At 61.8% G+C, this 22,371-nt stretch carries 31 protein-coding genes and 2 pseudogenes; 15 read left to right on the top strand and 18 right to left on the bottom strand.

The features are described 5' to 3' along the window. Nucleotides 1–23: 23 nt before the first annotated feature. The 8 genes from DVW87_RS03795 to DVW87_RS03765 all read right to left on the bottom strand — a co-directional run bounded on the left by DVW87_RS03795 (nt 24) and on the right by DVW87_RS03765 (nt 5,050). Nucleotides 24–692 carry a glutathione S-transferase family protein gene (locus DVW87_RS03795; RefSeq protein WP_114686393.1) on the bottom strand — a complete coding sequence of 223 codons (669 nt, stop codon included), beginning with the start codon at nt 690–692 and terminating at the stop codon, nt 24–26. 112 nt (nt 693–804) lie between these two features. Beyond that, nucleotides 805–1,398, bottom strand: coding sequence for a hypothetical protein (locus DVW87_RS17745; protein WP_147276209.1), 594 nt, complete (start codon nt 1,396–1,398; stop codon nt 805–807). 217 nt (nt 1,399–1,615) lie between these two features. Beyond that, the gene (gene yihA / locus DVW87_RS03790) at nt 1,616–2,233 is read right to left on the bottom strand and encodes a ribosome biogenesis GTP-binding protein YihA/YsxC (RefSeq protein WP_114687051.1); all 618 of its coding nucleotides are present in this window, start codon (nt 2,231–2,233) and stop codon (nt 1,616–1,618) included. A 29-nt stretch (nt 2,234–2,262) separates the two neighbouring features. Next, on the bottom strand, nt 2,263–3,963 hold the full coding sequence (gene yidC / locus DVW87_RS03785; protein ID WP_114686392.1) for a membrane protein insertase YidC: 1,701 nt from the start codon (nt 3,961–3,963) through the stop codon (nt 2,263–2,265). Nucleotides 3,964–3,984: 21 nt separating this feature from the next. Beyond that, on the bottom strand, nt 3,985–4,197 hold the full coding sequence (yidD, locus tag DVW87_RS03780; RefSeq protein WP_114686391.1) for a membrane protein insertion efficiency factor YidD: 213 nt from the start codon (nt 4,195–4,197) through the stop codon (nt 3,985–3,987). Further along, on the bottom strand, nt 4,194–4,520 hold the full coding sequence (rnpA, locus tag DVW87_RS03775; protein ID WP_420822315.1) for a ribonuclease P protein component: 327 nt from the start codon (nt 4,518–4,520) through the stop codon (nt 4,194–4,196). Before rnpA ends, yidD begins: the two co-directional genes overlap by 4 nt. A gap of 29 nt (nt 4,521–4,549) precedes the next feature. Then, complete coding sequence (gene rpmH / locus DVW87_RS03770) at nt 4,550–4,684, bottom strand: 50S ribosomal protein L34 (protein WP_066813008.1); 135 nt, start codon at nt 4,682–4,684, stop codon at nt 4,550–4,552. Between the two features lie 87 nt (nt 4,685–4,771). Next, complete coding sequence (locus tag DVW87_RS03765) at nt 4,772–5,050, bottom strand: hypothetical protein (protein ID WP_114686390.1); 279 nt, start codon at nt 5,048–5,050, stop codon at nt 4,772–4,774. Between the two features lie 246 nt (nt 5,051–5,296). On the opposite strand from DVW87_RS03765, the pseudogene DVW87_RS03760 reads away from it, so the two are divergent. Together DVW87_RS03760 and DVW87_RS03755 are read left to right on the top strand one after the other, a co-directional pair. Continuing rightward, a pseudogene (locus DVW87_RS03760) lies at nt 5,297–6,028 on the top strand (magnesium chelatase domain-containing protein); the annotation flags it as partial. 403 nt (nt 6,029–6,431) lie between these two features. Then, complete coding sequence (locus tag DVW87_RS03755) at nt 6,432–6,866, top strand: hypothetical protein (protein ID WP_114687049.1); 435 nt, start codon at nt 6,432–6,434, stop codon at nt 6,864–6,866. On the opposite strand, the gene DVW87_RS17740 is transcribed toward DVW87_RS03755, so the two are convergent. Next, entirely contained in the window at nt 6,863–7,111 is a 249-nt protein-coding gene (locus DVW87_RS17740; protein WP_147276208.1) for a hypothetical protein, read from the bottom strand. The two genes, DVW87_RS03755 and DVW87_RS17740, sit on opposite strands and share 4 nt — an antisense overlap. Nucleotides 7,112–7,329: 218 nt before the next feature. On the opposite strand from DVW87_RS17740, the gene DVW87_RS17735 reads away from it, so the two are divergent. After that, nucleotides 7,330–7,728, top strand: a complete 399-nt coding sequence (locus tag DVW87_RS17735; protein WP_147276207.1) for a hypothetical protein — start codon at nt 7,330–7,332, stop codon at nt 7,726–7,728. A 51-nt stretch (nt 7,729–7,779) separates the two neighbouring features. Then, entirely contained in the window at nt 7,780–7,977 is a 198-nt protein-coding gene (locus DVW87_RS17730) for a hypothetical protein (RefSeq protein ID WP_147276206.1), read from the top strand. Between the two features lie 259 nt (nt 7,978–8,236). Here the strand turns inward: DVW87_RS17730 and DVW87_RS03750 are convergent, their stop codons facing one another. Beyond that, nucleotides 8,237–9,196 (bottom strand): IS1595 family transposase, encoded by a 960-nt coding sequence (locus DVW87_RS03750; RefSeq protein ID WP_114686389.1) that lies wholly within the window; start codon nt 9,194–9,196, stop codon nt 8,237–8,239. An 83-nt stretch (nt 9,197–9,279) separates the two neighbouring features. Between DVW87_RS03750 and DVW87_RS18595 the strand changes: the two genes are divergently transcribed. Then, on the top strand, nt 9,280–9,504 hold the full coding sequence (locus DVW87_RS18595; protein ID WP_114686388.1) for a DUF6471 domain-containing protein: 225 nt from the start codon (nt 9,280–9,282) through the stop codon (nt 9,502–9,504). Here the strand turns inward: DVW87_RS18595 and DVW87_RS17725 are convergent. Then, complete coding sequence (locus DVW87_RS17725) at nt 9,440–10,063, bottom strand: hypothetical protein (RefSeq protein WP_147276205.1); 624 nt, start codon at nt 10,061–10,063, stop codon at nt 9,440–9,442. The two genes, DVW87_RS18595 and DVW87_RS17725, sit on opposite strands and share 65 nt — an antisense overlap. A 98-nt stretch (nt 10,064–10,161) precedes the next feature. Between DVW87_RS17725 and DVW87_RS03740 the strand changes: the two are divergent. From DVW87_RS03740 to DVW87_RS03710, 8 genes and pseudogenes are all read left to right on the top strand, one after another. Continuing rightward, nucleotides 10,162–10,578: pseudogene (locus DVW87_RS03740) on the top strand (ATP-binding protein); the annotation flags it as partial. Between the two features lie 29 nt (nt 10,579–10,607). Beyond that, nucleotides 10,608–12,347 carry a recombinase family protein gene (locus DVW87_RS03735; protein WP_114686387.1) on the top strand — a complete coding sequence of 580 codons (1,740 nt, stop codon included), beginning with the start codon at nt 10,608–10,610 and terminating at the stop codon, nt 12,345–12,347. A 35-nt stretch (nt 12,348–12,382) separates the two neighbouring features. Continuing rightward, on the top strand, nt 12,383–12,979 hold the full coding sequence (locus DVW87_RS17720; RefSeq protein WP_147276204.1) for a hypothetical protein: 597 nt from the start codon (nt 12,383–12,385) through the stop codon (nt 12,977–12,979). Next, nucleotides 12,915–16,292 carry a hypothetical protein gene (locus DVW87_RS03725; RefSeq protein ID WP_147276203.1) on the top strand — a complete coding sequence of 1,126 codons (3,378 nt, stop codon included), beginning with the start codon at nt 12,915–12,917 and terminating at the stop codon, nt 16,290–16,292. The genes DVW87_RS17720 and DVW87_RS03725 overlap by 65 nt, the downstream gene beginning before the upstream one ends. 24 nt (nt 16,293–16,316) lie before the next feature. Beyond that, nucleotides 16,317–16,733 carry a tail fiber assembly protein gene (locus DVW87_RS03720; protein ID WP_114686384.1) on the top strand — a complete coding sequence of 139 codons (417 nt, stop codon included), beginning with the start codon at nt 16,317–16,319 and terminating at the stop codon, nt 16,731–16,733. Further along, entirely contained in the window at nt 16,700–17,056 is a 357-nt protein-coding gene (locus tag DVW87_RS03715) for a hypothetical protein (RefSeq protein WP_181814711.1), read from the top strand. Before DVW87_RS03720 ends, DVW87_RS03715 begins: the two co-directional genes overlap by 34 nt. Then, nucleotides 17,046–17,216: a hypothetical protein gene (locus tag DVW87_RS18010; RefSeq protein ID WP_181814710.1), complete on the top strand. Its 171-nt coding sequence runs from the start codon at nt 17,046–17,048 to the stop codon at nt 17,214–17,216. The genes DVW87_RS03715 and DVW87_RS18010 overlap by 11 nt, the downstream gene beginning before the upstream one ends. Further along, the gene (locus DVW87_RS03710) at nt 17,217–17,552 is read left to right on the top strand and encodes a hypothetical protein (protein WP_114686382.1); all 336 of its coding nucleotides are present in this window, start codon (nt 17,217–17,219) and stop codon (nt 17,550–17,552) included. A 500-nt stretch (nt 17,553–18,052) separates the two neighbouring features. Here the strand turns inward: DVW87_RS03710 and DVW87_RS17715 are convergent, their stop codons facing one another. After that, the gene (locus tag DVW87_RS17715) at nt 18,053–18,457 is read right to left on the bottom strand and encodes a hypothetical protein (RefSeq protein WP_147276201.1); all 405 of its coding nucleotides are present in this window, start codon (nt 18,455–18,457) and stop codon (nt 18,053–18,055) included. 33 nt (nt 18,458–18,490) lie between these two features. On the opposite strand from DVW87_RS17715, the gene DVW87_RS03700 reads away from it, so the two are divergent. Then, nucleotides 18,491–18,679 (top strand): DUF6771 family protein, encoded by a 189-nt coding sequence (locus DVW87_RS03700; protein WP_114687048.1) that lies wholly within the window; start codon nt 18,491–18,493, stop codon nt 18,677–18,679. A 329-nt stretch (nt 18,680–19,008) separates the two neighbouring features. Here DVW87_RS03700 and DVW87_RS03695 read toward each other — a convergent pair whose 3' ends face one another. Next, nucleotides 19,009–19,869: an AbiTii domain-containing protein gene (locus DVW87_RS03695; RefSeq protein WP_239017806.1), complete on the bottom strand. Its 861-nt coding sequence runs from the start codon at nt 19,867–19,869 to the stop codon at nt 19,009–19,011. Nucleotides 19,870–19,941: 72 nt separating this feature from the next. Continuing rightward, entirely contained in the window at nt 19,942–20,433 is a 492-nt protein-coding gene (locus tag DVW87_RS03690; protein WP_114686379.1) for a TIGR02594 family protein, read from the bottom strand. A gap of 171 nt (nt 20,434–20,604) precedes the next feature. On the opposite strand from DVW87_RS03690, the gene DVW87_RS03685 reads away from it, so the two are divergent. Next, nucleotides 20,605–21,327 (top strand): hypothetical protein, encoded by a 723-nt coding sequence (locus DVW87_RS03685; RefSeq protein ID WP_114686378.1) that lies wholly within the window; start codon nt 20,605–20,607, stop codon nt 21,325–21,327. Here the strand turns inward: DVW87_RS03685 and DVW87_RS03680 are convergent. From DVW87_RS03680 to DVW87_RS03665, 4 genes are read right to left on the bottom strand one after another with little or no spacing between them, the layout of a single operon-like run. Next, complete coding sequence (locus DVW87_RS03680) at nt 21,296–21,520, bottom strand: hypothetical protein (RefSeq protein ID WP_147276199.1); 225 nt, start codon at nt 21,518–21,520, stop codon at nt 21,296–21,298. The genes DVW87_RS03685 and DVW87_RS03680 overlap by 32 nt on opposite strands. Further along, complete coding sequence (locus DVW87_RS03675) at nt 21,513–21,848, bottom strand: hypothetical protein (RefSeq protein ID WP_114686376.1); 336 nt, start codon at nt 21,846–21,848, stop codon at nt 21,513–21,515. The genes DVW87_RS03680 and DVW87_RS03675 overlap by 8 nt, the downstream gene beginning before the upstream one ends. Then, nucleotides 21,845–22,159 carry a hypothetical protein gene (locus DVW87_RS03670; RefSeq protein WP_114686375.1) on the bottom strand — a complete coding sequence of 105 codons (315 nt, stop codon included), beginning with the start codon at nt 22,157–22,159 and terminating at the stop codon, nt 21,845–21,847. Before DVW87_RS03670 ends, DVW87_RS03675 begins: the two co-directional genes overlap by 4 nt. Further along, complete coding sequence (locus DVW87_RS03665) at nt 22,153–22,344, bottom strand: hypothetical protein (protein ID WP_114686374.1); 192 nt, start codon at nt 22,342–22,344, stop codon at nt 22,153–22,155. The genes DVW87_RS03670 and DVW87_RS03665 overlap by 7 nt, the downstream gene beginning before the upstream one ends. Nucleotides 22,345–22,371 lie beyond the last annotated feature (27 nt).

Below are 22,371 nucleotides of genomic sequence, written 5' to 3'. Positions count from 1 at the left end.
GGCAAGGACGAGGGCGAGGGCCGTCACTGGGCAGCGGTGGGTTGCTCGTATTTCTCGATCACCCAGTCCTCCGCCTGGGCCGCGGCGATCCAGTCCTGCAGGAACGGGTGGGACAGCACCGACTGCATGTAGGCAAGGGCGAAGCGCGGCGCGGGCAGCGAGTAGGTGACGATGCGGGTGACCACCGGCGCGAACATGATGTCCGCCGCGCCGAACGCGCCGAACAGGAAGTCGCCGCCATTGCCCCAGCGTGCGCGCGCCTGCGCCCACAATTCGATGATGCGGGTGAGATCGGCGAGCACGTCCTCGTCCGGCTGGCGCGGCGAATAGACCTGGCGGATGTTCATGCTGTGCTTGCGGCGCAGCGCCGTGAAGCCCGAATGCATCTCCGCCGCCATGGACCGCGCCATGGCGCGTGCGGCGTCGTCGTCCGGCCAGAACAGCCGACGGTCGCTCTTCTCGGCAAGGTATTCGACGATGGCCAGGCTGTCCCAGACCACCGCGTCGCCATCCCACAGGATCGGCACCTTGCCGGAAGAGGGCGCGAACTCGTCGCCCTGCCGGCGCCGGTCCCATTCCTCGTCGTACAGCGGAACGACGACTTCCTCGAACGGCAGCCCGGACTGGCGCACCGCAAGCCAGCCGCGTAGCGACCAGGAGGAATAGGCCTTGTTGCCGATGATGAGCTTCATGACGCGAGACGTTACGGGCTTCCGACGCGTCCGGCAATGTGGTCAGGAGCGTTCCGGCCGTCGCTCTTTCCGGCGAAAGAGCGGCGGCTTCTCGAAACGCGGTTGGCCAAGATCACCCTGTCTGACCATTTCCGGTTTCGAAGGTGGTCCAGCGATAGGCGGCTTCCGCGATGTACGAACGGAGGAAGGCACGCGGTGCGTCTGCCGGGAGAAGCTTGCCGTCTGTGCAACCCGTGGCGGCGCCAATCAGGAAGTTCAATGCGGCAAGCTCGCCCGGACTTCCTACCGTGCTGAACAGATACCCCTTTGTAGCTTGCGGAGCGTGGCTGACGAGACATTGGGCCAGCATGGTATAAGAACGATCATCGGACAGGGCAGGTGCTACACGGCTGCTTTCCGCCGCCCGGAACTGCGCAACCCTGGTCGGGGTCGCAGGCGACGTCGAACCCGTGCCGAGCGTTCGACGATACAAGGCTTCGGAGATGCCACCGCGCACGAAGGCCGTGAAAAGGCGATACCCACCGGGACCGCAGCCCATCGCGAAGGCGCCGAGCTGACCCAAGGCGATCCGTTCCGCGTTGCTGTTCGGTTGGGTACGCAACAGGGATCGCGCCCGGTTGCCGCTGATCGTCGAGATACAGCGCCCGAAACTTTGCGCCTGTTCATAGTTCCGCTGATAGCCAACATCTTCGACAAACGTCGGCAAGCGCGCATAATCCAGAGCGCGCGCGGTGAACGTTATTCGCGGAACGGACGCTGAAGCGGGGCTGCGGCCCGAAGTAGCCGGCGGTGGCGTCTGCCCCTGTGCTGCGAGAGGAAGGAGAACGAGACCGATAGCTGCACCGAATATCATCCGTTTCCGCATGGTATTTCTCCCGAACGTTGCCACCCGCAGCGAAATATTCAGTACGGGTTGACTGCTGTCAAGTAATCGACTCCGCCACGGCGGCGCGCAGCTCGGCCACACCCCAGCCGGCTTCGCTGGAGGTGGCGAGGATGTCCGGGTGCGCGGCCGGCCGCTTGCGGGCTTCCTCGGCCGTCTGCGCGACCACCGTCTCGAGCTCCGTCGGCTTGATCTTGTCCGCCTTGGTCAGGACGAGGCGATAGCTCACCGCGGCCTTGTCGAGCATGCCGAGGATGTCGCGATCGACGTCCTTGATGCCGTGGCGCGCGTCGATCAGGACAAGCGTGCGCTTCAGCTCCTGCCGCCCGCGCAGATAGTCGTTCACCAGGAAGCGCCACTTCTTCACCACCGCCGGCGGTGCCTTGGCAAAGCCATAGCCGGGCATGTCGACCAGCCGCAGCTGGCGCGGCTCGCCGACGTCGAAGAAGTTCAGCTCCTGCGTGCGCCCCGGCGTGTTGGACGTGCGGGCAAGCGCGTTGCGGCCGGTCAGCGCGTTCAGCAGCGACGACTTGCCGACATTGGAGCGGCCGGCAAAGGCCACTTCCGGCACGTCCGCATCGGGCAGGAACTGGAGCGCGGGCGCGGACTTCAGGAACGCGACCGGCCCGGCAAACAGCTTGCGCGCCGCCTCCAGCATCTCCTCGTCAAAGGCGGGCTTGTCCTCGCTCACTTGGCCGCCGCCACCTTGAGCTGCGGATGCCGGGCATAGAGGATGCGCTGCTGCAGGATGGTCAGCGTGTTGGAGGTGATCCAGTAGACCTGCAGACCCACCGCGAACGGCGCCATCACGAACATCAGCACCCAGGGCAGGATCGCGAAGACCTGCTTCTGCGCCTCGTCCATCGGCTGCGGGTTCAGCTTGAACTGGAAATACATGCTGATGCCCAGCAGGATCGGCACCACGCCGATGGCGATCATGTGCGGCGGGGTGAAGTTCAGGAGGCCGAACAGGTTGAGCGGCGTCAGCGGATCGGGTGCGGACAGGTCCTTGATCCAGGCGACGAACGGCTGGTGGCGCATCTCGATCGTCAGCAGCAGCACCTTGTAGAGCGCATACATGATCGGGATCTGGAGCAGGGTGGGGAGACAGCCGGCCAGCGGATTGGCCTTTTCCTCCTTGTACAGCTTCATGATCTCCTGCTGCTGGCGCGCCTTGTCGTCCTTGTACTTCTCCTGCAGCGCCTTCATCTTCGGCTGCAGCACGCGCATCTTCGCCATGGACGCGAACTGCTTTTGCGCGATGGGGAACAGCAGGAGGCGGATGGTGATCGTCAGCAGGATGATCGCCACGCCGAAGTTAGTGGTCAGGCGGAACAGCCAGTCGAGATAATAGAAGATCGGCTTCTCGACGATGCGGAACCAGCCCCAGTCGATGCCGTAGTCCAGCATCGTCAGGCCCTGCTTGTCGGTGTAGCGGTCGAGCAGCGCGACTTCCTTGGCGCCGGCGAACAGGCGCGTGGTCTGCGTCACCGCCTTGCCGGGTGCCAGCGCGACCGGCGCGCCCGAGAAGTCGGCCTGGTAGCCCTGGCGCGGCGTGGTGCGGAACTGGCCGTCGAAGCTGTGGCCCTGTTCCGGGATCATCGCCGTCAGCCAGTATTTGTCGGTGAAGCCCAGCCAGCCCGTGGTCGCGGAGAAACGCTGCGGCTCCTTGTCCACGTCCGTCCAGTTGATGTCGTAATTGGCGGAATTGTTCTCCACCGCCATCGGGCCGACCTGCACCGTCCAGCCGTCCACGTCCTTGGACTTGGCGGCGCGGTTGACCAGGCCGTAGCTGGCGACCTGCACCGGCTGCTGGCCGGCGTTCAGCACCGTCTGGCGCACGGTGAACAGGTAATCCTCGTCCACCGCGATCTGGATGCGGAAGCGCTGGCCGGTGGCGTTGGCGGCGTCCAGGGTGATCGGGGTGGAGGGGGTCAGCGCAGTGCCGCTGGCGCGCCACACGGTGTCGGCGCTCGGCGGCTGGAGGCCGTTGCCCGCCCAGCCGAAGCCGGCGAAATAGGCGTCCTGCGTGCCCGAGGGCGAGAACAGGCGGATCGGCGCCGAGTCCCTGGCGATCGTTTCCTTGTACTGGACGAGCACCAGGTCGTCGATGCGCGGGCCCTTCAGGTTGATGGAGCCCTTCAGCGTCGGCGTGTCGATCTCCACGCGCGGCGCTTCGGCCAGCACCTGGCGGCGATCGCGGATCGCGCCGGCGGTATCGGCGGTGGGGTCTGCGCCCGGATTGGGCACGACCTTGGTCTTCCCGCCTTCGATCTTCGTCACCGGCGGATTGGCGGGCGCGAAGCGGCTCGCGATCAGCTGCCCGCCGATCAGGATGATCGCCGCGAGCACCGCGAACAGGAGAAAGTTCTTCTGGTCTTCTTTCACAAACGCTTCCTGTTCGAAGGCTTAGGGCACCGGATCGGGGCCATGGCCGCCAAAAGGATGGCAGCGCGCGATTCGCTTGATCGCAAGCCAGCCCCCCTTGGCCGCGCCATAGCGTTCCACGGCGGTGATTGCATAGGCGGAACAGCTGGGCTGATAGCGGCAGCTGGGCGGCAGCACGACGGACGGGTACCGCTGCCAGAAGCGCGCAACGCCGATCAGCAGCCGCGCGATCACCGGCCTACCTTGCGCAGCGCCTTGGCGAGTTCGTCGCGCAGGGCGGAGAAATCGCGCTCGATCCCCCCGGCTCGCGCGATCAGCACATGGTCTGCCCCGTGCACGCCCGCCGTCGGCAGCAGCTCGGCCGCCAGCGCGCGAAGGCGGCGCTTGAAGCGGTTGCGGATCACCGCATTGCCGATCTTCTTGGTCACGGTGTAGCCGATGCGCACCGTTGGGTCGCCATCGGCGCGCGGGCGCATCAACAACACAAAGCCGGGCATCGGCGCGCGACGCCCGGCGTTGGCCGCCAGATAATCCTTCCGCTTGGTCAGCGTGACCACGTCGGCCCGCGGGCCGACGGACGGCTCGCTTACGCCGACAGCTTCTTGCGGCCGCGGTTGCGACGGGCGCGGATCACGTTGCGGCCGCCCACCGTCGCCATCCGCGAGCGGAAGCCGTGGCGACGCGCACGCACCAGGTTGCTCGGCTGAAAGGTCCGCTTCATGATTCATTCCCTGATCGTCAGAATAGAAAAGGGCCGCCCACACAGGACGACCGGATGAGGCGCGCATAAAAGGGGAGGGCGCAAAAGTCAACGCGGTGTCAGCGCCCGCTGGCGCCGCCGCCGCGCGCTCGGCCGCCGCATGGTGCGGTCGAGCAGCCCGCCCACCCGCGGCCAGGCCCGCTTGAACCGGGCAAAGCGCCGCATCGCCCAGCGCGAGTTGGGCAGGATCAGCGCGAGCCCGCCCGCGAACAGGAAGATGCCGCCCGGGCCGGGCAGCGGCCCGAGCACCGCCGCCCCGATCAGCAGCACGACGCCGAGCGCGAGAAAGGCGGTGCGAAGGGCAGGATGTTCCTGGCGCAGCTTCATGGAGCAGCAAGTGGGGCGGGAGGGCGGGCGAAGCAAGCGGCGCCCTCACCCGCTCCACCGGTTCGTGGTGAGTAGCGGCTGAGCGCAGCGAGGATGCGTATCGAACCATCACCCGGGCGAAAGCAGCCCTTCGATACGGCACTTCGCTCGCGCTCGGTGCCGGCTCAGGACGAACGGAGTGGAGGAAGAGGGCTGGCGCTTCCGGAGAATGGCGCTACCCACGCCATCGAACAGGGGTGGGGCAAGGTGGTCGCAAGCGTCTCGACAGTGGCGTATCTCGGGCTGGAGGCGCGCGCCGTCGAGGTGCAGGTGCAGCTGATCGCCGGGCTTCCCGCCTTCAACCTCGTCGGCCTGGCCGACAAGGCGGTGGCGGAAAGCCGCGAGCGCGTGCGCGGGGCGATCGCCGCCATGGGCCTGTCCTTGCCGCCCAAGCGCATCGTGGTGAACCTGTCGCCGGCCGACCTGCCCAAGGAAGGCAGCCATTTCGACCTGCCGATCGCCCTCGGGCTGCTCGCCGCCATGGGCGTGCTCGACGCCGAAGCGCTGGCCGAATTCGTGGTGGTCGGCGAGCTGGGGCTGGACGGCCGGGTCGCCCCGTCGCCGGGCGTGCTGCTCGCCGCGCTGCATGCGTCGGAGGAGGGCAAGGGCCTGATCTGCCCGGCCGCGCAAGGCGCGGAAGCGGCCTGGGCCGGCTCCATCGAGGTGCTGGCGCCCACGGACGTCCTCTCGCTGCTCAACCACTTCAAGGGCCACGGCCTGCTTTCCACCCCGCAGCCGGGCGAGGCGGAGGAGGGCTTCCACGGCCCCGACCTGCGCCAGGTGAAGGGGCAGGAGACGGCCAAGCGCGCGCTGGAGATTGCCGCGGCCGGCGGCCACAATCTGCTGTTCGTCGGTCCGCCCGGTGCCGGCAAGTCGCTGATGGCGGCCTGCCTTCCCGGCATCCTGCCGCCGCTCGATGCCGCGGAGGCGCTCGGCATTATGTAGCAAATGCACCAAACAAAAGACAGACGTAACCGCCCGCGATACGGTATGTAGGCCTATGGAGTGCATTTGCATTTCGTGCTACAATGCCCGTATGTTCAAAGATTTAGCCAGAGATGATATCAAGGTTCCTGGCCTTGATGATGCTATTGTTCAAGAGACAATGCGACGGCGTGAAGCTGAGCGGCGTAGTTTGGGGCAGATTGGCGAGTCTCATAAACTTGCGCCATTTGGCGAAAAAGCTTGACTTGTTCCAGTGAGCTTTCACGGCTTAATAAGCCAGCTTTCTGCATTGCTAAAGCGGAGCCTCACGCGCTTGCGCATACTAAGCCAAGTAACTCGACAATAGCGCCTAGGGCATCTTGATCTGCGGTCATTCCACTCTCCTATGGAGTTCAGAATGACAGATTACATGGTGGAAGGCCTAGCAAAAAAGCGAGCCGAGATAGCAGGCGAGATAGAGCGCACGCACGAACGGCTTAGAGCCTTGGCGTTAGACTTAGAGCATGTGGACGCCACGCTGCGCATTGTCGCACCGAATATGGCCGTAGAGACTATCAAGCCCAAGGTATTCCGCCCTCCTGCCGACTGGAGCAAGCGCGGGGAAATGACGCGGGTTGTGCTGTCCATCCTGCGCACGGCACGCCAGCCCATGACTACGCGAGAGATCGCAGAGCGCATGGTGGTGGAGCGCGGGCTTGTGGCGGATACGGCCACGCTCAACAGCATGGGCAGGCGCGTAGCGTGCGCCTTGCGCCGTCAGCGCGAATTGGGCCGCGCGCGATCAACGGAAGGCGCGGCGGGGTTCTGGCAGCTTTGGGAAATTGTACGTTAGTATCCTGCCGCCTGTTTATCCAAGCTAACGCCTTGGCAGTAAATATCCGCTGTTAGCTTGGCATTCTCGTACTCTTTTTGATTTCCTTCATGCAGATAGGCATTTGCCAGCTTTCCTTTCGCAGCGCATTTTTCATCACCTGAGCCATTTGCTTTGTAGATCATTTCCAATTCGCGCGTGGCGTTCCGGCTTTCGGAATTGCAGGCGCAAAGGGCGAGCAAGGGGAGGATGATGGCGTGGCGCATAGCGCTACCTTTCTCTTGCCCGCCATCACCCGTCAATCTAAGCCGACGATGCCACCCCAATCTTGGTCGTGAGGGGTGGCCGCATTTTTGCGTGAGCGTGAGCCGCCTTGTCGGGTGGCTCCCGGAATACAATAGCGCCTCGCGTAAATACGGGAGGCGCACTGCTCACGCTCGTGCGCGACCAACTGCCCGGCTAGCGGGTGAATGGAGCGTGGGACGTGGCAAACAACACTAAGCGAGATGTGCCGATGATCGCCATCATAGGCGGCGTTGTTGTTCTGTTGTTTGTGGCGCAAGCCACGGGCTTGGCTGGCGATCCACCTAAACCTCAGCCGACGCCCACATTCACGCATCTTGCTAGCACCGGCCCAAGCAATGCCTATCGCCTTATGATGGCGGAAACAGACGTAAAGAAGCGTTTGCGCGATCCATCTTCCGCTGATTTCAGCGCAATGACAGTGCACAACGATGTTGTTTGCGGCACCGTCAATTCGCGGAATGGCTTTGGCGGCATGACGGGCCAGCAACGCTTTATCAGCCGCATGGGGGTGATGACAGTGTTTGCCGATGACGTGGCTGGCGATGGATTTAGAGAAACTTGGAATAGAGTTTGTTAGACGCGCGCTGCTTTAATGCGAACGCGAGCCATAGTATATTACGGTATGCTGATGGATCGTCTAATGATTGATGCGCCGGAAGGATTTGCGGATGCCCTGCAAAGCCGCTTTCCTCACGGCTTCCCGCGCAATGGACTTGAGATCGCCCATAGTCCCAACGATTTCACCGCATCCCTTACAGGTGATGGGCGCGTCATCGTGGAGGTCATCGTGAAACGTAAGCCGGTTCTTGCATACAGCGCAAATTAGCGGCACTTCAAGATTGTAGGGCATTGGGCATCCTTAGTTGTGTCGCTTCACAGCGAGACTATCAAGGCGATCCCTTGGCAAAGTGCTTCCGTTGTGCTATGTAAATGCACAGGGACGAGGCACCTTGATACGCAGATCGCCTCACGATTTGCGCATTAGGCTCCGATCAGAACCCCCGGTTGTTTGTGGCTTCCGGGGGTTCGTCTTTTGGAGACTGTCGCAATACTATCTCACTTCAAGCGATTCGAAAAGCGGGGGGTCACGCCGCCCGTTGCCAATACCCCTTCCATGCCCGCGACACCGGCGCCTCCATTGCGGCGCCAGCCATCTTAGCGGCTTGCCCGCCATTATCGACGCGGCGGTTATCCTCACGCCATGCCATTTCGCCGGCATAAGAGGGAAGGTAGGGGCCTGCGATATGATGATGGACGCCAATCTCCGCGCGGCGGAGACGGGAAAAGAAACTTTCCGCCATATTCGTGCAGGCAACGCCATCCGAGTAGCTAACCGAATGGTTGATGCGATACGTTTCATGGGAGCCGTGCAGAGCATCCCAGTGCGATGCTTCATCGGCGTGTATCACAGCGCTAGACGCAACGTGCTCACGCACCACGGCAACGCCAGCGGCCTCGGACTTGCCGACGAACGTAAGCGTCTCACCGTCACGCTCGCGCATGACGACAACCGATTTGCGCTTGCCAGACTGATTAGCGACAAGGCGACGGTCGCGGCGGTTTTCGCGCTCGTTGGCGGGCTTCACGTATCCGCCGAAATATGCGCCATCGACTTCAACAATGCCGTCTAGCGTGCGGCCATGCGCCTCACGGATCATCGCTTCACGTAGCTTGTGGAACAGCACGAACGCCGTCTTGTATTGAACATCCAAGTCGCGGCTTGCCTGCAACGCTGACACGCCTTTCGCACCGTTTGCGAAGATTGCGATTGCGGCGAGCAAATCCGTGAACGCCAGCTTGCGGCTGGCGAAGATCGTGCCGCTGGTGACGCTGAATTGCGCATAGCAGGCTACGCACTTGAACCGGCGACGGGTCGTGATGTTGTACGTCTCATAACAGCCGCATTTGGGGCAAACTGCCTCGCCATCGGTTTCCGGCCAGCGCATTTCGCAGAACGTGCGATAGGCTGCATCCTCACCCATACGGAAAACCGCCTTGAGGGAAAGCGTGCGCGCCTTGGCGGAAATAAGAAAATGCTGTGCCATGCATCGTATCCAGTGCCTATGCATCTGATATAGTACGTTGCGGCGCACTTGGCAATAATAAACGTATCGCGTATAGTGCTTTTATGAACGATGACGTGACATGGGAGCGGCGCGTTAGCGCCATGCTAAAAGCCGAGTTGAAAAGAAAAGGCGTGACCTACGCCCAGCTTGCCGGAAAACTCGCGGATATAGGCGTGATGGACAGCGAGCCGAACATCCGTAACAAGCTAAGCCGGGGTAAGTTTACAGCGGTGTTTTTGGTGCAGTGTTTGCAAGCGATCGAAGTTCGTCAACTTGTGATTGAGTAAGCCATCTTTCGCTAAGAGCGTTTGAATAAACCGTTTCCATGGCTAAATCGGCCATGGATAGGCGATCTTGCGCTTCGCGCAATTTAGCTATTGCTTCGTCGTAGGATATAACAACCTGGGCTCGATCTATCCTTAATTCCTCAATTAATTGATCGGCTCTATCCATAGTTTCTTGAGCAATCGAGTTATGTTCTTCAATTTGCTCCCGCATAATTCTTTGTCTGTATCCATCTATCAGCCAAGAGCCGCAGCCAATCGCTCCTAATAGTTGCATCGAAAATATAAATGCCGCCCATCCAGCGTTGGCCGTCCAGTATGCGGGAAAGTAAGGCTGGATTAGCCTCCACAAAGGTGGAGTAACAGTCTCTATAACAAATAGAGCAATGCTAATGCCCATAAATGTCGTAAATCGGCCGGTCCATTTCGGACCCCAATACTTTTCCAAAGCCTTGAGGAAGCCCTCTAGTCCAAGCAAATCTCCCATAACCGCCCACCCGAACCACGCCAAAGACGGGTAAGGTGCATAGGCAACAACAGTTTGTCTATTCAATAAATGCACGCCCTAAGCCTCCACGCTCAAGGCACTATGCGCGATACGTTCCGCAGCGCGGGTGCTGACACCCGTAATCGCCTTGGTGCATTTGCTACATAATGCCGGAGGCGCTGGAGGTGTCGATGGTGCAGTCGGTCGCCGGCACACTGCAAGGCGGCCGGCTGACGCGCGTGCGGCCGTTCCGCGCGCCTCACCACTCCGCCTCCATGGCCGCGCTCACCGGCGGCGGGTTGAAGGTGAAGCCGGGCGAGGTGAGCCTCGCGCATCTCGGTGTGCTGTTCCTCGACGAGCTGCCCGAGTTCCAGCGCGCGGTGCTCGATTCGCTGCGCCAGCCGCTGGAGACCGGCACCGTCTCCGTCGCCCGCGCCAACGCGCACGTTACGTTCCCGGCGCGAGTTCAGCTGATCGCGGCGATGAACCCGTGCCGCTGCGGCCATCTCGGCGACGCGGCGCTCGCGTGCAGCCGCGCGCCGAAATGCGCGGCGGATTATCAGGCGAAGGTCAGCGGACCCCTGCTCGACAATAATGCGAACCTCTCAAGAGGTGTCGTATGGGTCGGGACATGGACAAGAAAGCAATCGCGGTGCTTCGGTGGAGCACCCTCGAACAAGGCAACAGTGACCGTAGCAGTGAAGTGCGGCAGGACGCCAATATCTCGCGCATGGCCGCGCTACACGGTTGGCCGATTGTTGAGCGGCATGTTGACGCAGGGCGCTCGGCATTCACGGGCGAAAACCTCACCAAGGGCAAACTTGGCGAGCTAACCCGCCGCTTCCACACCGGGGCACTCGATCCCGCCTCTCACGTCATCGTCGTGGAAGAACTGGACCGCCTATCGCGTCAATCTCCCGGCGTGATGACAGCTTGGCTCACCCCGCTTCTCAACCTTGGCCTCACCATCGCCATCGCGAACACCGGCCAAATCCTCACGCGATCCGTGATGGAAACTGATTTCGGCGGGTTCGTCACGATGATGAGCAGCGCCTTCTCCAACTACGAGTTCAGCCGCAAGCAGCGCGAGCGGGGCAACGCCTCGTGGAACAAGCGCCGTGAAGCCGCTGCGTCCGGGAAAAACCTGTCCCGGCATCGCGCCCGTGGATGGCTCCAGTGGGATGCCGAGAAGAAGGACTACATTCCGATCCCGGATCGCGTGTGGCTCGTCAAAGATATGTTCCGGCTTCGGCTCGCGAGGCAGGGCAAGGCGATGATTGCCAAGGACTTCAACGAGAAGGCGAAGACAAACCCGATCTATCGGCCATGGTCCACCAGCAAGACGCCTCCCAAAGCGTGGACGGCTTCGGCTATCGCCCGCATCGTGCAGGATCGCGCCGTCACCGGCTATGTCCAGTATCACCGCAACCCGCGTGGTGCGGAGAAGAAGGTGCCGATCGGCGACCCGATCAAGGTCTACCCGCCCGTGATCGATGAAGAGACTTGGGCGCGTGCGAACGACATGCGGCTCACCAATCAGTTGAAGACGCAGGGTCGGGGCAGGGCTGTGAGCAACCTGCTTGGCCCGCTCGCCAAGTGCCGGTCATGCGGCGGCACCATGCAGCCGCTCGGCTCGGCTCGCACGCGGATCAACAAGGATGGGAGCAAGTCACAGCACTACTTCCTCTACTGCAACACCGCGAAGATGACCAAAGGCGTGGGCTGCACGAACCAGCGTGGCTGGACCTACTCGAAGGTGGAACAGCCGATCTTGGACCGGCTCCTGTCGCTGGCGATTGATGACCAGCACTTCCGCGCCGACGATGACACGACGGCTCGGCTTGAAGGCGACGTGGTGCGGCTGCAACGGATGGTTACGGACAAGCAGGCGTCGAAGAAGCGCCTTCTCGTGCTGATCGCGGACGGTGAGGATGAGGAAGCCCATGATGCGTATGCGGCAGCAGATGCCGCCCTCAAGCGCGTCAAGGCCGATCTCACGAAGGCGCAGGAAGCGCTTGCCGAAGCCAAGGGTGCTGTGACGCCCGGTGAGCACGTCGTGCGCGTGGCGGAAGTCCGGGAGAAGATGGAGAGCGACGACGTGGACGAGCGCTTCGAGGCGCGGTCGCTGGTGAAGGCTGCATTTCAGGACGTCATCGATCGGATCGTGTTCGACCCGAAGAATGGCATGGTGATCGTGTCGTTGGTGCAGGGATTGGGTGCCATGCACATCCTCGCCGATGGCAGCGTGGGTTACCTCGATCTCGTCCGTGGCGGGAAGGACTATGGACAGGACGAGACGGTGGAAGGCTTCCTCCGGCGTCGTGACGGTCGCAACCTCACGACAGGCGTGGGAGGTTGAGCTACAAAGGCGGGCGGGCAAGGGGGTGATCGGCGTTGGCGGACGGCAAGCGGAAGAAAGAACGGTTCAAGGCGGAACACCCGTGGTGCTGCTTCTGTGGTGGGGAAGCTCCCGCAACGACGATCGACCACATTCCCGCTCGCACCTGCTTTCGTAACCGCGAGTATCCCCATGGCTTCGAGTTTCCAGCCTGTGACCATTGTCAGGGTGCAAGCCGTCTGGACGAGATTGCGTTCGCCTTTTGGGTGCGTGCCCTCGATCACAACGACGACAACCTCACCGACAAGGACTTTGACAAGCTGATCTCCGGCTTGCTGAACAATCTTCCCGACCTCGCACCACAGGGGATCGCGTCTCGGAACGGGAAGCGTCAGGCGCTGCGCAGGATGGGCTTGCGAATGGCTCCGGGGCTCACGTTAGACCATGCGCCGATCGTCAACATCGACACGCGCCTCCACGCTCATATCCATCGCTATGCCCGCAAGATCGCGCTCGCCCTCTACTACCGTGAGCAAGGTCGCATCGCGAAGGCGAGTCACCGGGTGCTGGCGACATGGGGGCAGGCGAGTGACCAGCGCTTCCTCCAGCGCGATCTCCAGCCGCGTCAACGCCATGGAGAGCAGCGCGGGTAGCTCGTTCGGCCTGAACGCCAACGGCGACTTCTCGCTCGGCAGCTTCGGGTGGGGCGCGGGTGATATGGACTTTCCCGCACTTGGAGGCGGTTTCGGCTACCTCGCTTCGAGCCGCCCCGGTGTCTACGGTAATCTCGCGTCTGCGAAGATCATCAAGGTGGCGGACCTCAACCGTGGTCTGCACCTCCAGTGCTTCTACAACGTCTACGGGAACAACTGCCGCATCTATCTTGGCCTCACTTGCTACGACGCCTCCCACAACGGGCTTGGCAACGTCTATGCTCGCGGTTCGACCGATGGTCCGGGCGGCTACCAAGTAGACTGGACCTACAAGGGCGTGATCGACGGCGCTTCGGTGCCCGTTTATGGCGTTCACGATCGCCTGCCACCCGGCACCGCCTACGTTCAGTTGATCTTCTACGCCAACTACCCGGACAGCGGTGGCCCGTTCCCCGGTGGCTACGTCCAGATTTCGCAGTTCTGGCTTGAGGAAGTCGGTTCGGTTCAGCAGGCGCGGGGGCTGATCTCGGATGAGGCTACCACCCGCTCCAACGCGGACAGCGCCTTGTCGGGTCGCGTCTCCACCACCGAAGCCAAGCTGAACCTCGATCAGGACAGCAATCTCTACGCTCGCATCCGCTCGGAAGAGACCGCCCGCGCCAACGGCGACGGAGCGTTGGCGACCCGTGCCTCCAACCTTGAGGTGAGCGCCACGGCGAGCAGCGTCAACACGCTCAATCAGAACCCCTCGTTCAGTTTCTGGACCGATCCGAATGGCCTGCCGAATGGGTGGGGCTGGTGGATCGCGCAGGGCACAGTGACGCGCAACCAGACCGACAACTCCAGCGGTGGCTATGCTTTCCGCCACAACATTCCGGCAGGTTATGAAGGTGGCATCATGCAGGGCGCGTGCCGCCTCCAGCCCGGTTGGTATGTCATGGAAGCCGATATCGAGCTTCTCGACGGCAACCTCACTGGCGCGGGTCTCACCGTCGAAGGCGTTTTCAATCTCGACTTCGCGCGAGAGCCCGACGTGAACAAGGAAGTGTCAGCAGGCGGGTGGAAGCGTCGGCGCTTCACCAAACTGTTCTACTGCGATCGTCCGCTGAACAACTGGCACGCGATGACCAATTGGGGCTCGTTCGCCCCGCTGAACTACAAGTATATGGACTGGCACTATTGCGGTGTCCGTCCTGCGACGGCTGGCGAAATCCTCGCGCAGAAGGTCGATAACGACGTGAACGGTGCCGGTGGTGCAATTGCTCGCATCGGTGCCGAAGAGACCGCTCGTGCCAACGGCGACAGCGCCTTGGCTGGTCGCACCACCGTCGTGGAGGCACAGGTCTCCAATGACAGCAACAATCTCGTCCGCAATGCGACCTTCAACGCTCCGGGTTGGGGACGCGGGAGCTATGGCATTCCGCCGTATTGGGGCGGCTGGGCACAGGACAACGGCGGCTACATCGGCTGGAACGATCGCCCGTCGAAGTATGGCGCACCGTGCCCGCTACAGATTGATCGTCAGGGCGATCAGAACGGCATCACGCAGTATTTTCCGGCTCCGATCGGGGCAGGCTGGTATGTGATCGAAGCCGATGTGGACTTCGAGGACGGCAACCATGCCGGTTCCGGCGTCCACGTCCAGTTCAACAACGGCTACGCGCGCAACCTCTCTTTCGGCACCGAACCCGACACGAACGGTGGGATCGGCAGCTTCGGCAACGTCAATCGCAAGTTCTCGACGCTGTTTTACAACGGTGCCAACTCGCCGGGTGTGAGCCTCTACCTCATGGCGGGCTGGACCGGTTTCACCGGCACTTCGTGGGGCTACGGATTCCTCCGCACCATCTGGCACAAGGTGACGTTCCGTCCCGCCAGTGAGGGCGAGATCGCCGCGCGCAAGGTGCAGGACGCCAATATCACGGCTCGTGTTGCCAGCGTGGAGAGCACTACCGCAACCATTAACGGCAAGACGCAGGCTTACTTCTCCAAGACCGCCAGCGTGCCCGGTGCCACGGCGTTCATCGCCGCGCAGGCCCTGAACGATCAAGGGCAAGCGACCAGCGATGTGGCGATCGGTGGTTCGATGATCGCGCTCTACAACACGCAGGACGGATCGGCGAAGCGTGCCATGTATCTCACGGGCGGGAACGCCGTGTTCGACGGGCAGATCACGGCTCGCACGGGCGTCCGCGTCGGCACCGGCACCTTCGCGCTGGCGCTCGCGCCTGCCGACTTCCCGGTGAGCAACGGCACGGTGATCAACTACGGCTATGACCTTGGTCGCGTTCCGGCGATCACCTTTGGCGCGTGCCCGATCGCGCTCAATCCGGGCGAAGTCTATCAGGCATATGCCGAGAATGCTTCGTCCACCGGCTTCACGGCGCGTCTGTTGATCCAGTCCGCCCCGGTCTCGTCCAATCAGTCGGTTGGACCGGGCTACAGCGTCAACGGATCGCAGGCATATGATATCGGCAAGGGCACGCCCGACGCATCGAACGGCAGCTACACCTTCAACTGCTACGGCACGCTCACCGCCTACGGCTACCGCGAGGACTACTCCGATAGCTGCGTGAGTGCGGACGCCTACGTGCCTTCGGGCAAGCAGGCATTCGAGCTTGCTCCGGGTGATGAAATGCTGGTGCTGAACGAGAGCATGGACGGCTACACCCGCGAGCGCGTGCAGCAGTCTTACGTTGCGGAGGAAGAGTCCGTCAGTATCACCACAGAGACCGGCATCACGCTCACGGCGTCGGTCTCCACCCCGATCACCCTTCGTGACGGTCGCCAAATCCGCATCCGCGAGGTGCTTGGTGAGGACGTGGCCGTGCTCGATCAGGGCACGTTCCGTTGGGAAAAGATCACCTATATTGAGGAAGTCGGTGTCCGCCGCGTCGCTCGTGTGTCGGTGAACAACAACACCTACGCGGCTGGTGATGAGCCGGAGCGGATGATCTTCACTCACAACATCATCAAGGGGCAGACGCCCGGATCGCTGTATTACGCGGAAGGCTCTGCCACGATCGGCCTGTGGACCTTGGTCAACGGCGGGTGGGTGCGGGCTGGACAGGGCTATGTGTGGGCGAACGGAACCTACTCGACCGGTGGTGCCAAGCAGCTTTCGTGGAGCCTGTCACAGGCGGTGAGCAGCGGCGGCTACGTGAGCGGCTTCCGCATCACGATCGATGCCTCCGACTATGGCGCGGCCATCGGCGCATTCCAGTCGGTGACGTGGGTGACGCAGAGCACCAGCGGTAGCCGATCGGCCACCCCGAACGGCGAGATCGTCACGGCGACTGTCCGTCCGCAGTGATGCGGCGGACAGTCTAAATACCCGATGATCAGTTATCAGGACGAATTGGGGCACGGTGCCGCCCCGCTGGAATGCTACGGGTGTGGGAAGAAAACGCCCGTTTGGGCGCTTTATCGCGGCGACCCGGCCAAGGGTGAGCCGGAAGGGTGGATTTGCGGTCTGTGTATCCAGTCCGCCCGCCGCGATCGTGAGGCAGCGGCAGAAGCCGCCGCGAAGCTCCCGGCCTCCGACTGGAACAGCGACCTTGGTATCTTCCTAAAGGCGGAACGCCTTCGCCTGCTTGAGACGTGGCGCTGGACCGTCGCCAACGACACGCCCTTGAGTGAGGCGTCCCGTGTCGAGTTCATGGCCTATCTCGCCGTCCTGAACCGGATGACGGTCGATTGCGCCGATCCCACGACGTGGGCGTGGCCGGAGGCCCCAACGCCCGCATTCGACTAAATAACGACATGGATATCAGCAACCTCACCCCGGCGCAGATTGAAGAAGCTCGTGCCATCGCGGCAGCGGCGATGGAGCAGGAGCGGGCACAGGCTGAAGCCGCTCGTCTCGCGCTTCTCGCGCCCGTCACCGGCCTCGTGAACAGCCCCTCGTTCCGCCGCGTCTACGCCGATCTCGCCACCCTGCGTTCGACCTATTCGGACAACGGCAACTTCTCCGTTCACCTGAACGCCCTCCACGAGATCATGCCGCGCCTCGCACAGGCCGCGAACATCGGGACCATCGGCTCGCCCGACCCGGAGGAGGCTGGCGATGACGAGTAAGGTGAAGAAGGGTCTTCAGACCGTCGCCCACTATGCCAAGATCATTTGGTCCGTTCCGGCTGTGCAGTCGGTGATCCTCACTCGGCTCATCCAGACGGGCATTGGCGCTTCCGGTGCCGGAATCGTGGTCGCGATCTTCGACGCCTTGGTGAAGCAGTAAGTGCCGGATAGCGTTCCGCAGGACTGGCGCGACCTTCTCATCCGTCTCGACCAACGGGTGTCGGACGGGTTCGACACCATGAATAAGCGCTTCGACGCCTATGACCGGCGAGCAGACGCGCTTGAGCGTCGCGTTGGTGAGATCGAGTCCACCCTTGCGGATCGTCCGCTCTATATCGGCCAGCACAACGCATTGATCACCCGCGTGAACGACCTCGAACGAGCACGCGATAGGGTCGATACGACCGTGAAGGTTGTGCAATGGATATTCGGCGGACAGCTTGTCGCACTCGTTGGCGGCATCATCGCATTCGCGAAAGCGATGCACGCGATTTAAGGCGATACCGAAAAAGTGGCCGCATTTAGCGCGAATAATAAGCGCGATATATAAAGCCAAACTAACGATCGCATTTAAAGCGATCAGGACAACGCCAACAAAGCCGTCGAAATTAGAAGCGAAAATAACGTCGAAAAAGCCAACGTAAAAACCAACTGAATATGTGTTGAGTTAAACTAACTTCGGAAAAGCCAAACATTGCACAGGATATTGACGTATCCGCCGCCAGAAACTGACGCGCGCGCGTTCTCTACTTGCAAAAGGGGGTTGCGCTGCGTTCGAATCGGAGTCTATGGAGCGCATACCGGGGCTGGATGACCAGCCCCGGTAAAGCCGAGCAGGAAAGGGGTGCCACCCGATCCGGCTCATCATCGCAGCCCCCGGCGTAGACGGGCAGGAGAAAGCGAGAAACCCATGTGGCAAGCCGCCTTGTTAGCGGATCGCCGGGTTTGATGGTCTATTAGACCCGGCAGGGGCGCGCGTCCAGACGGATGCGCGCCCTATTTCTTTGCGAGCTTGGCTACTTGATCCGCAGACGAGGTTCGCACTTCCACCTTCGCAGCCTCATGTGTCAGGGCAGTGCCGATCGGCTCCGCCACGTGGGCAACGCCCATGATCGCGAGGATCACCGCCACGATGTAGCGAAGGGGTAGGCGGCTTATAATTGCCACCGTCAGCGCGGATCGCGACTGTCCAGCGGCCAAGAACAGGCGCACCTGTTCCGTGGTCGGATCATCCATAGTTCGTGCCTCGATGCGCCGCGCTCCGGTTTGTCGTGAAGCAGCGCCTTCTCTGAAACGACCATAAGGCCGGTGCTGTTTCCGAATCATAAACGCGGGTTTTTTGTTAACCAACGCCATCGAATCGCTCCGGGCAACGAAATCGGGTTGAGCGGTGTTCTGCATATGTTCTACGCTGTAGGACAGGAGATTCGAGCCATGATCATCACACCCGACGTGATCGCCGACGCGATCAGCACCGCGCCTTCGTGGGCGCTCGTTGCCCTCACTGTGCCACAGGAGCGCCTTCGCGAGGACGCCCGCCGCGAGATGGCGCAGCACGTCTACAGTGCCCTCTACCAGCCCTCTCGCGCCGATATGGCGGCACAGCTTCCGCTCCCGCTTTGACCCGTGGTTCAGGCGATCCGGGACTTGGCGGAGGCCGCAAGGGCTGGCGGCACCGTGCAGACGACATGCGTTTGCGGGAACGTCGCCCTGTGGTCGCCCCATGAGCTTGATCGCTATTGGAGCAAGAAGGGTTGGGATCGATCGTGGCCGCGCTTCGCTCGCCATCTAAAATGCTCGTGCGGCGAGAGGAACCCGCGTGTCGCATGGCTGGTGAGCCCGCCGCCCCACGACGACGATCCGCCACCGCCCCGGCCACGGTTTACCCGATCAGCGTTGCCGAAGGCTCCCGCGCCGATCGACTTCGTGGCATACCGGAACCGGAAGATGGGTTAGCCCGGTAGGTAGGATGCGAGGGCAGGAAGGAACGGAGCGATGACCGTCATGTGGTTGGCGGCGGACACGAGGAAGTTAGTGTAGACTTCCTTGAAGCCTCCCGTGCCTTTCTTCTCGTCCATCTGCTTGATTAGCTCAAGCAGCGCGTCTCGATCAGCCGCGTTGTCGATGTTGTTCGTGACGGCTGATTGAAGCTGTTCGAATACGTCAATCGTGAGCGAGTTGGTGGAGGCGTCTACGCCCCCGATAGTGGTTCGGTTCTGGTGACCGTGAGTGTCGCCTTGGTGATAGTGCCCGTAGTTATTAATTTGAATATTGGGAGCGCTTTGCGCCGCCTTCTGCTTCTCGTCCACGGTGAAACTTACTCCCTCGCCAAGGATGCCTTCATTCTCAAGGTTGATTGCCCAATCCAGAATGAGGTTGCGCACGGTATCTACGATACTGACGAGCACGTTCTTGCTGAAATGAACAGCGTAGCTCGCGTTATGTCCGTGGTTCTTGATCGCGCGAGCAAGGTCCGGGTTGATTGGCATCGTGATGGTGCCGGGTTGCGAAGTAAGCAGGGCTTCGAGGCTGGCGACAGGCTCGCGAAAGAAGCTCATCGACAACATTGCGATTGAGTGGGGATCGCCAGTCGCGGGTCGGGTGCCGTGGTGGAAGGTGGTGACGTAGAGACTACCAGCCGCGACCCGATATTCGGGAAGGTCTTTATCCTCACCGCCATACCCGTTTAGCTCACTGTCCACCCAATCGAGCGTTTCAGTCAGCTTCAGCTTCGCTGCCGCGAGCTTAACCCGTCGCAGTAAGTCCGCCACGGGCACATCGCGGTTGAGTGCGCCTGCCTGTATCTCCTCCACCAAACTCAACGGCTTTGCTCCTCTCATTCGAGACGAACATAGAAGCGCTGGGCGATCCGACCAAGCGAGAGTTCACGCCTCGTTCTTCGAGATCGTGCCCCTGCCGTTCACCCACACCGGGGCACCGGAAACCGGCACGCCAGTAGGCCAACGGCGAGCCACGCAGCGCGCTTTCTCGATCCGGGTGATGCTCACGGCGTTGGACTGGTTGCCACCAAGGACGTGGTAGGTGGTCGCATCTTCTCCGACGTAGAACGCTACGTGTCCGCCTCCGGCGCGCTGGAATACCAAGATCGCACCGGGTGCGAGGCGATCGGCGCGAAGGTTGGAGCCCCATGTCGCCCACGAGCTTGCCCGCACAGCGATCGGAGCAGGCGCGATCCCGGCTTCGGCGATGCAGTGGGCGACGAACAGTCCGCACCACGCGGTTTCGTCGTCCACCACGTTGATGCCCAAGATTTTGGACCCGAGCCTCTTTGCCCATGCGAGGATGGTGGGGTTGTGCTTCGGCCCAACGATTTCGCGGGTGCCGATCAGTGAGGTGGCGATATCAAACCATTTCATCGCCTATTTAGGAAAATGGGATCGAGAGGAGCGGACGCTCTACTCTCGATCCCTGTCCACAGCCGATCGTGTCGGCAAGCTCGTGATCCTACTCACAAGCACCATATTTAGCTTCAAGAATAATGAGCGCAGCACGGCGATGAATTATTGTGGATTATGTCCACACATTACTTGAGCAACAAGAACCTACTCGCCGAAATCGCCAAGTCCAAGAACAGCTATTGCTGGTTTGCCAGCCCGGACTTCGCCACACCAACCCGATACACAAACAGCCTCTACGGACCTCACAGGGAAGGGTGTGATCCGTTCCAAGAGGGCGAGATCGTCCGGGTTTACACGTTCAGCCACATTCCAGCGTCCACCATCACCAACCGCTCCCGCGACCACGGCGCACGAGGCAAGGCCCCAATCAACTTCCCGCCCTTCCGCCAATTCCACGTCCGCGATGGCGAGCTTGTCGAAGTCGGGCGCTCGCATTGGAAGGGCGATCTCGCCACCGGTCACTTCTCCGCCGATCACGGGCGGCTCACCGATCGTCTCGGCATGGCTCTGCTGATGATTTCCGAGAAATACACGCTGAAATTCAACTGGCGCGGCTACAGCTACCGCGACGAAATGGCCGGAGACGCACTCGCCCACCTCGTGAAGGTCGCGCTCCGCTTCCATGAAGCCAAGGGGAACAATCCGTTCAGCTTCTACACCACCACCATCTACAACGAGGTGTTGCGACACCACGAGAAGGAAACCCGCGAGCGGGATATCCGGGACGATCTTCTGTTCATGATGGGCAAGACGCCCTCCATCACCCGCCAGTTGGCCGATCCGAAGCCCACTCCCGGCAAGCGTGGCCGTCCGAAGAAGATCAGGCCCGAAGGTGCGCAAATCGCAGCGTGAACAGCATCCGCTCCGTCTCGTCCGGGATAGTGAAGGTGATCCGCTCGTGATCACCCTTCACCGTCCAGCCGATCTCTTCGGTCTGCAACCAGTCCAGCACCTCGAAAGGGATGAACAAGCCCCGGCGAGCCCCGGCCACAAGGATGCAGACTTCGTGGACCAAGGGTCGGCGGGCGATCGTCACCTCATTCATTCAGCAGCCGAATGGTGGGTGCCTCCAAGGCGTCCAGAAGCTCGTTCAGGCTCACCAGCCGTCCCGCATAGGGGTGAACCGGCGCGTCATCGTCGGCGGTTACTGCCCGCGCCATCTGCGTGACCATGTAGCGGGTCCGCTCCGCACCATCGGCGAAGTCGGGAAGATCGAGGTGGAAATCCTCCAACGGCGTCGGCGTCCACCAGCCCTTCGGCTGGTAGCGTGGCCGATCGAGCGGGAGCGGCGGGAGATCATCGTCGGCGAGATCGAGATCGTCCAGCGTGAGGCCGATGCCCTCAAGGTCGAAGTTCGTGCTTTCAGGTATCATGACGACGCTACGTCCATGGCGAGCTTGAACACCGTTGCGTCATCGTCGGTGGCGAAGCTGATGCTGGCGTTGCCGTCCTGATCGAACCAAATCTCGTGCGGCCCTTCGATGTTGCGCTCGACCACGAGGAACAGCGGATAGGAGAGGTTTGGCTTGTAGCGGTCACCTTCGAGCTTTTCGATGCCCACCATGTGGACACCAAGCGCCACCGAGTGGGGCAGCGCCGACGATGCCGGGAGCTTGCCCTGTCCGCGCTTCACCGCGCGATCCACGAGACGGAGGCGGCGCTGTGCGTCTTTGAGGGTCAGCACGAGGCGTCCTCCTCGCGGAAGATGGCGTCGGCGGTGCGCTGTCCCTTGAAGGTGACGGCGACCGCATAAGCGATTTCGAGGCGACGTTCCGCGCGTTCGGCGCGGATGGTCTGGCGAACGAGTGCCGCGAACATCGTGAAAGTAGAGGCGATGCCGAGCAGCGCGACGAGAGTGATAGGTTCCATGTGTATCCTTGGTTGTTGAAGTTATTT

The sequence above is a fragment of the Sphingomonas aracearum genome (assembly GCF_003345355.1).
Classification (GTDB): Bacteria; Pseudomonadota; Alphaproteobacteria; order Sphingomonadales; family Sphingomonadaceae; genus Sphingomonas; species Sphingomonas aracearum.
The sequence above is the reverse complement of the archived record's forward strand: the minus strand, read 5'-3'. Positions and strand labels throughout refer to the sequence as shown.

Coding starts and splice junctions, on each gene's coding strand:
- DVW87_RS03680 (WP_147276199.1), bottom strand. CDS start 21,520: ATGAATGAGGTGACGATCGCCCGCCGACCCTTGGTCCACGAAGTCTGC.
- DVW87_RS17730 (WP_147276206.1), top strand. CDS start 7,780: ATGGATCGTCTAATGATTGATGCGCCGGAAGGATTTGCGGATGCCCTG.
- DVW87_RS03665 (WP_114686374.1), bottom strand. CDS start 22,344: ATGGAACCTATCACTCTCGTCGCGCTGCTCGGCATCGCCTCTACTTTC.
- DVW87_RS18595 (WP_114686388.1), top strand. CDS start 9,280: ATGAACGATGACGTGACATGGGAGCGGCGCGTTAGCGCCATGCTAAAA.
- yihA (WP_114687051.1), bottom strand. CDS start 2,233: ATGCTGGAGGCGGCGCGCAAGCTGTTTGCCGGGCCGGTCGCGTTCCTG.
- DVW87_RS17740 (WP_147276208.1), bottom strand. CDS start 7,111: ATGCGCCACGCCATCATCCTCCCCTTGCTCGCCCTTTGCGCCTGCAAT.
- DVW87_RS03690 (WP_114686379.1), bottom strand. CDS start 20,433: ATGAAATGGTTTGATATCGCCACCTCACTGATCGGCACCCGCGAAATC.
- DVW87_RS03795 (WP_114686393.1), bottom strand. CDS start 692: ATGAAGCTCATCATCGGCAACAAGGCCTATTCCTCCTGGTCGCTACGC.
- DVW87_RS03765 (WP_114686390.1), bottom strand. CDS start 5,050: ATGAAGCTGCGCCAGGAACATCCTGCCCTTCGCACCGCCTTTCTCGCG.
- DVW87_RS03750 (WP_114686389.1), bottom strand. CDS start 9,196: ATGGCACAGCATTTTCTTATTTCCGCCAAGGCGCGCACGCTTTCCCTC.
- DVW87_RS03675 (WP_114686376.1), bottom strand. CDS start 21,848: ATGATACCTGAAAGCACGAACTTCGACCTTGAGGGCATCGGCCTCACG.
- DVW87_RS18010 (WP_181814710.1), top strand. CDS start 17,046: ATGACGAGTAAGGTGAAGAAGGGTCTTCAGACCGTCGCCCACTATGCC.
- DVW87_RS03755 (WP_114687049.1), top strand. CDS start 6,432: ATGACAGATTACATGGTGGAAGGCCTAGCAAAAAAGCGAGCCGAGATA.
- DVW87_RS17715 (WP_147276201.1), bottom strand. CDS start 18,457: ATGCAGAACACCGCTCAACCCGATTTCGTTGCCCGGAGCGATTCGATG.
- DVW87_RS03720 (WP_114686384.1), top strand. CDS start 16,317: ATGATCAGTTATCAGGACGAATTGGGGCACGGTGCCGCCCCGCTGGAA.
- rpmH (WP_066813008.1), bottom strand. CDS start 4,684: ATGAAGCGGACCTTTCAGCCGAGCAACCTGGTGCGTGCGCGTCGCCAC.
- DVW87_RS03700 (WP_114687048.1), top strand. CDS start 18,491: ATGATCATCACACCCGACGTGATCGCCGACGCGATCAGCACCGCGCCT.
- DVW87_RS03735 (WP_114686387.1), top strand. CDS start 10,608: ATGGGTCGGGACATGGACAAGAAAGCAATCGCGGTGCTTCGGTGGAGC.